Annotated in this window: 3 protein-coding genes; 1 reads left to right on the forward strand and 2 read right to left on the reverse strand. The window is 73.2% G+C overall.

Features of this window, described 5'->3' with window-relative positions:
• Positions 1-81 precede the first annotated feature (81 nt).
• Positions 82-1,587, reverse strand: coding sequence for an arabinofuranosidase catalytic domain-containing protein (locus tag ABZ641_RS28055; RefSeq protein ID WP_359986084.1), 1,506 nt, complete (start codon positions 1,585-1,587; stop codon positions 82-84).
• Positions 1,588-2,058: 471 nt separating this feature from the next.
• Between ABZ641_RS28055 and ABZ641_RS28060 the strand changes: the two genes are divergently transcribed.
• Positions 2,059-2,463 (forward strand): hypothetical protein, encoded by a 405-nt coding sequence (locus ABZ641_RS28060; RefSeq protein ID WP_359986087.1) that lies wholly within the window; start codon positions 2,059-2,061, stop codon positions 2,461-2,463.
• Between the two features lie 732 nt (positions 2,464-3,195).
• Here the strand turns inward: ABZ641_RS28060 and ABZ641_RS28065 are convergent.
• Positions 3,196-3,723 (reverse strand): YrhB domain-containing protein, encoded by a 528-nt coding sequence (locus ABZ641_RS28065; RefSeq protein ID WP_359986090.1) that lies wholly within the window; start codon positions 3,721-3,723, stop codon positions 3,196-3,198.
• Positions 3,724-4,068: the final 345 nt, after the last annotated feature.

Below are 4,068 nucleotides of genomic sequence, written 5' to 3' on the forward strand. Positions count from 1 at the left end.
GGCCGCGGCGTCGCTGCTCACGGCCCCTCCCGGGGGGCGGCGGGGTTGCGGTCGCCCGCCTCACCCACCGCCCGTCCGGCGTCAGTTCAGGGCGAACTTCTGGGCGGCGGATCCGTTGCAGTCCCAGATCTGCAGCCGGGTGCCGTTGGCGGAGGCGCCGTTCGGCGCGTCCAGGCAGCGGCCGGACTGCGGGTTGCGCAGCGAGCCGTCCGCCTGCTGCACCCACTTCTGACCGCCGACCCCGTTGCAGTCCCACAGCTCGACCTGCGTGCCGTTCGCCGTGCCGTTGCCGTTGACGTCCAGGCACCGGCCGATGGTGCCGAGCGAGCCGTCGGCGTTGTGCGTCCAGTGCTGGTCCTCGGCCCAGGACTGGCAGTCCCACAGCTGGACGGCCGCGGAGTTGCCGCCGCTGTCGTCGGCCGCGACGTCGACGCACTTGCCGCCCGGTCCGCCGACGGTGCCCTGCGGGCCGTTGGGCACGTTGGTCTGGCCGGTGTAGCCGACCGAGACGATGTTCGCCTGGACGGCGTTCTCGGCGGCGTCGGTCGGGTAGCCGGCGACCATCGCGCCCTCGAAGAAGGTGCCCTTGTTCCAGTTGCTGTTGTCGCCGCCGGTGCCCAGGATGATGCCGCCCTCCTGGTGCATGGGCAGGTAGCCGCCGCGGGTGGGCAGCGAGCCGTTCCACCAGGTGGTCAGCGCGCCGGTCTGCGAGTTGCCGCCCTTGAGGGCGTAGGTGCGCTGGCCGTCGTTCTTGAGGACGGCGGTGACGTACGGGGTGCTGTTGCCGCGGTTCGCGGTGTTGGAGCCGTTGTCGCCCTGGAACATGCCGTTCTCGAGGTCGGCCTCGATCCACGGGCCGGAGCCGCTGCACGGCGGGAAGTAGCAGGTGGTGGCGATGGAGACGGCGTCCATGTGGCCGTTGCCGGTGTCGGCCGGGGTGGACTCGGCGTTGCCGTAGTCGAAGCAGCAGTCCGCGCCGACGTGGGTGCCGCTGGCGACCATGTAGACGCCCTCGGGCTGGCCGTCGACGGCGACGCCGGAGGCCCGGCCGGTGTAGCGGTAGCCGACGCCGGGCGAGATCCAGATGCCGTAGACCTTGTGGCCGCCGGCGGTGACCGCGATCTCGCTCGCGTCGGCACCGCGGTCGGCGCCCATGCCGGCGGTACCGGCCGGGCCGGGCAGGAGGTCGTTGTGACGTGCCGTCTGGTCGTAGACCTTGGTGATGCGGCAGGTGCTGCCGCCGCAGAACACGTCCTGCTGGGCGGCGTTGGCGTAGCCGCCGGGGCTCAGCAGTCCGATGTCGGCGCGGGCGCCGTCCGAGGCGCGGGTGACCTGGTACAGCGGGCCGCTGTAGGAGGAGGCGAGGGCGCGCACGGTGCTGTGCGCGGCGACGCAGGGTGTGCCGGCTGCGGCGTAGATGTCGCAGGGCAGCGAGCCCGCGGCGTGGGACCGGCCCGGCAGGCCGAGCAGTCCGGCGAGGGCGAGTCCGAAGGCGGCCACGGCGGCCACCAGGACCCTCGCGTGGCGCAGGGTGCCGCGAGCGGCGGCGGGGACGGCCCGTGGGGCGGCCGGCCTCAAGTCGCGCATGAGGTGCTCCTGACACTGTGGTGGGGGTGGATCTGCGAGCGGTACGGCTCGGCCGGGAGGCGGCCCTCCTCTCCGGACGGGGGCGGCGAGCCTGCCCAGACGGTAGGAGAAGCGGGCCGCCCGGGGAAGGTATCCAACGATGGAAATTCTGATTGATCATCAAATCCGCTGGTCACGACGGAGAACTCGAAACTTTCGCCGAGCCACCCGGAGGAGGGGTTCGAGCCGTTCCAGACAAGGGAGTTGACATGGCTTCATGTGGGCGCGATGCTGCGACCGGCGATATTCCATCGATGGAAATAATCGTCCCGCGTTCACGGTCGGCGGCCTTCGCCCGCCGCGCACCCCACCGTCGCCGCGCGGTCCGTCCCGCCGGTCCGCCGCCCCGTGTCACGTTCCGCCCGCCTGCGTCGTCCGCCTACCGGCACGCAACCGAGCGACCCGCCGCGAGGCAGACAAGGGGACGGCACCATGGACGGACGGACGACGACGGACCGACGCGGCCTCAGGTTCCTGCAGACCTCCATCGCCCTGCAGACCGCGGCCGTCTTCTTCCAGGCGGTCACCGCCGGACTGCTGCTCTCCTCCCCCTCGCAGGAGGTGCTGCACAGCGTCGGGGCACGCGTGATGTACGGCGCGTCGATGCTGTACGTGCTCGCCGCGGTCCTCGCGTGGCGGACCGGCGGCGCGTCGCCCCGCCGCATCCTGCACGCCTCGGGCTTCCTGGCGCTCGCCTCGGTCCAGGTGGTCCTGGGCATAGCGCACCGGCCCGCGCTGCACGTCCCGCTGGGCATCCTGATGTTCGGCCTGAGCCTGCTGGACCTGGCCCGGGCCCTGTCCACCCGTGCGCCCGGGCACGTCGCCGCCCGGCCCTGACGGCCGCACCGAGGGACGGCCGCGCGGTGGGCGCCCGCGGCCTCCCCTGCGGTCGGCGGCGAAAAACCCGTGGTCAACGCCCGCGTCCGCCCGGCACCATGCACGCCATGCAGCCCCTGCACCCCATGGACCCCATGGACGGGGCCTTCACCCTGGCCTGGCAGCACGCCGTCGGCCACGTCCTCCCCGAGGACCTGCCGATGGCCGCCGTCCGGCTGCTGGCGGACGGCCTCGACTCCCCCGCCCTCCGCGACCTCGCCGGACGCCACCGCCACCGCCACCGCCACGAGGACACCCGCGAACTCGACGCCCTGCTCCACCGGTCCCTGGCCGAACTCGGCGTACAGGCACCGGACCACGACACGGCCGAACGCTGCCTGCTGCACCACCTGGCCGCCCTCCTGGTCGCCGGCGACCTCACCCCCGAGGAGGCCGCCGTCCGGCTCTGGCACGGCATGGCGGAGACGGCGACCGAAGCAGAGGCCCGCTTCCTGGAGATCGCTGTCACGGAGGACTACTACGTCCACGACCCGGAGTACCACCGCCCCGAGGAGGTCCGCTCCTGGCGGACCCGCCTGCGCACCGCAGCGGTCGAGCTCGTCGCCGCCGAGGACAACCCGCCGGCCCGGGCCCGGCATTCGGCACGCGGGCGGGCGGGCGCACTGACGGTGGATCACCGGCGGAACCGGGCGCGGCGGGGTGCGGCCGGGCCTCGTCGGCGGGGTGCGGCCCTCACCCGGCCGGCCCGCTCAGCCTGGGGACGGGGAACGGGCCGGCGGGTGCGGGGTTCCAGGTCAGGTCGACCAGGTCCTGCGGCGGGTCGCCTCCGTCGGCCATCGCCCGGACGTAGGCCGTGGCCTGGCCGATGCCGAGGACCGGCGCCTGCTTGCGCAGGTGGCGGACGGCAGCGGTCGGCCCGTCGGCCCGCAGGACGGCACGGACGGCCGGGGCCAGCGGGTCGGGCAGGTCCGGCGGGCGGACGCCCCTGTACTGCCAGAGGAAGTGCTTCTCCCAGCCGTCCGCCACGGCTTGGAGCGGCAGCAGGTAGACGCTTCCGTCGCCCTTGTCGACCAGGTACGGGCCGCCCCCGACGAGCTTCTTCCGCGGATCACGGGTGCGGATGTACTCCACCGTGTCGCAGTGGACCAGCCATCCCAGGGCGTGCTCCTGCACCCCGTCGACGGCGACCTCCGTCCCTCCCTGCCGCTCCTTCACCAGGAGTGCCTCGACCAGCTCGACGGCGCCTTGTTCGGTGATCACCCGTCCATGGTCCGCCACGGCGCAACCGGATTTCCGGCGCCGGTACGGCCGCTCCGGCGGGGCCGCACACGGTCGGCCCGGATCCGCGACAGGATGCCCGTCAGGGCCCGCGACGGGACGGCCGGGAAATTCTTCGGGCCGCCCTGTCGATTCCGCTGCAGCCCGTTCGTCATACCTGCACGACCGACCCGAACCATCGAGGAGCTGCACCGTGAAGTACCTGCTGCTGATCAACACCCCGGCACCCGACTCCACCGAGGAGCGGCCGGCCGAGGCGCCGACCGTGGAGGAGTTCATGGCGTACGAGAAGGCCGTGACCGACGCCGGTGTCAGGCTCGACGGCAA

Origin of the sequence: Kitasatospora sp. NPDC007106 (assembly GCF_040634455.1) — a bacterium.
GTDB classification, from domain to species: Bacteria; Actinomycetota; Actinomycetes; order Streptomycetales; family Streptomycetaceae; genus Kitasatospora; species Kitasatospora arboriphila.

Excerpts from the sequence above, each read along its gene's own strand:
- ABZ641_RS28055 (WP_359986084.1), bottom strand. The coding sequence starts at position 1,587 with ATGCGCGACTTGAGGCCGGCCGCCCCACGGGCCGTCCCCGCCGCCGCT.
- ABZ641_RS28060 (WP_359986087.1), top strand. The coding sequence starts at position 2,059 with ATGGACGGACGGACGACGACGGACCGACGCGGCCTCAGGTTCCTGCAG.